The sequence below is a fragment of the Halomonas elongata genome, assembly GCF_029081005.1.
Classification (GTDB): Bacteria; Pseudomonadota; Gammaproteobacteria; order Pseudomonadales; family Halomonadaceae; genus Halomonas; species Halomonas elongata_B.
Genome location: NZ_JAJQTQ010000054.1, coordinates 1 through 1926 on the forward strand (window position 1 = coordinate 1; position 1926 = coordinate 1926).

The following is a 1926-nucleotide window of genomic DNA, read 5'->3' on the forward strand; positions in this document are numbered from 1 at the left end:
TGATGTAAGTGCCTGACGATGACCTACTCTCGCATGGGAACTCCCACACTACCATCGGCGCTGAGCGGTTTCACTGCTGAGTTCGGCATGGGATCAGGTGGTGCCCACTCGCTATGGTCGTCAGGCGAAAAAACTCAATGCAACCCTGCTGACGATACGTCTCTCGCGTACCCGGCGTCGTCTGTCATCCAGACTCCTTGGGTGTTATATGGTCAAGCCTCACGGGCCATTAGTACCGGTCAGCTCAACGCCTTGCAGCGCTTCCACATCCGGCCTATCAACCAGCTCGTCTTGCTGGACCCTTCAGGAGGCTCGAGGCCTCGGGGAGATCTCATCTTGAAGGAGGCTTCCCGCTTAGATGCTTTCAGCGGTTATCCCGTCCGACCTTAGCTACCCGGCAATGCCACGGGCGTGACAACCGGTACACCAGAGGGTCGTCCACTCCGGTCCTCTCGTACTAGGAGCAGCACTTCTCAAATCTCCAACGCCCACGGCAGATAGGGACCGAACTGTCTCACGACGTTCTAAACCCAGCTCGCGTACCACTTTAAATGGCGAACAGCCATACCCTTGGGACCGACTTCAGCCCCAGGATGTGATGAGCCGACATCGAGGTGCCAAACACCGCCGTCGATGTGAACTCTTGGGCGGTATCAGCCTGTTATCCCCGGAGTACCTTTTATCCGTTGAGCGATGGCCCTTCCATACAGAACCACCGGATCACTAGAACCTACTTTCGTATCTGCTCGACGTGTCTGTCTCGCAGTTAAGCACCCTTATGCTCTTGCACTCATTGCACGATTTCCGACCGTGCTGAGGGTACCTTCGTGCTCCTCCGTTACACTTTGGGAGGAGACCGCCCCAGTCAAACTACCCACCACACACGGTCCTCGATCCGGATAACGGACCTGAGTTAGAACGCCAATGATGCCAGGCTGGTATTTCAAGGATGGCTCCACTCGATCTGGCGACCGAGTTTCAAAGCCTCCCAGCTATCCTACACAAGCAACATCAGCGTCCAGTGTGAAGCTGTAGTAAAGGTTCACGGGGTCTTTCCGTCTAGCCGCGGGTACACAGCATCTTCACTGCGATTTCAATTTCACTGAGTCTCGGGTGGAGACAGCGTGGCCATCATTACGCCATTCGTGCAGGTCGGAACTTACCCGACAAGGAATTTCGCTACCTTAGGACCGTTATAGTTACGGCCGCCGTTTACCGGGGCTTCGATCAGGAGCTTCGCCGAAGCTAACACCATCAATTAACCTTCCGGCACCGGGCAGGCGTCATACCCTATACGTCCGCTTACGCGTTTGCAGAGTACTGTGTTTTTAATAAACAGTTGCAGCCACCTGGTATCTTCGACCGCCTTCCGCTCCAGCCGCGAGGGCTTTCACGTAACGGCGGCGTGCCTTCTCCCGAAGTTACGGCACCATTTTGCCTAGTTCCTTCACCCGAGTTCTCTCAAGCGCCTTGGGATTCTCACCCTGACCACCTGTGTCGGTTTGGGGTACGGTCCCACTGTATCTGAAGCTTAGAGGCTTTTCCTGGAAGCGTGGCATCGATGACTTCCAGACCGTAGTCTGTTCGTCTCGTCTCTCGGCCTTGGGGTACCGGATTTGCCTGATTCCCCAGCCTACTGACTTTCACCAGGACAACCAACGCCTGGCTCACCTAGCCTTCTTCGTCCCCCCATCGCAATACAGTGAGGTACGGGAATATTGACCCGTTTCCCATCGACTACGCCTTTCGGCCTCGCCTTAGGGGCCGACTCACTCTGCTCCGATTAGCGTCGAACAGAAACCCTTGGTCTTCCGGCGGGGGAGTTTTTCACTCCCCTTATCGTTACTCATGTCAGCATTCGCACTCGTGATACCTCCAGCAAGCCTTTCGACTCACCTTCGTCGGCGTACACGACGCTCCTCTACC

The 1926-nt window shown here is 55.7% G+C and carries 2 rRNA genes; both read right to left on the reverse strand.

The annotated features are described in order from the left end of the window. Window positions 1–10: 10 nt before the first annotated feature. Window positions 11–125, reverse strand: a 5S ribosomal RNA gene (gene rrf / locus LU493_RS19365). A gap of 83 nt (window positions 126–208) precedes the next feature. Then, window positions 209–1926, reverse strand: a 23S ribosomal RNA gene (locus tag LU493_RS19370); the annotation flags it as partial.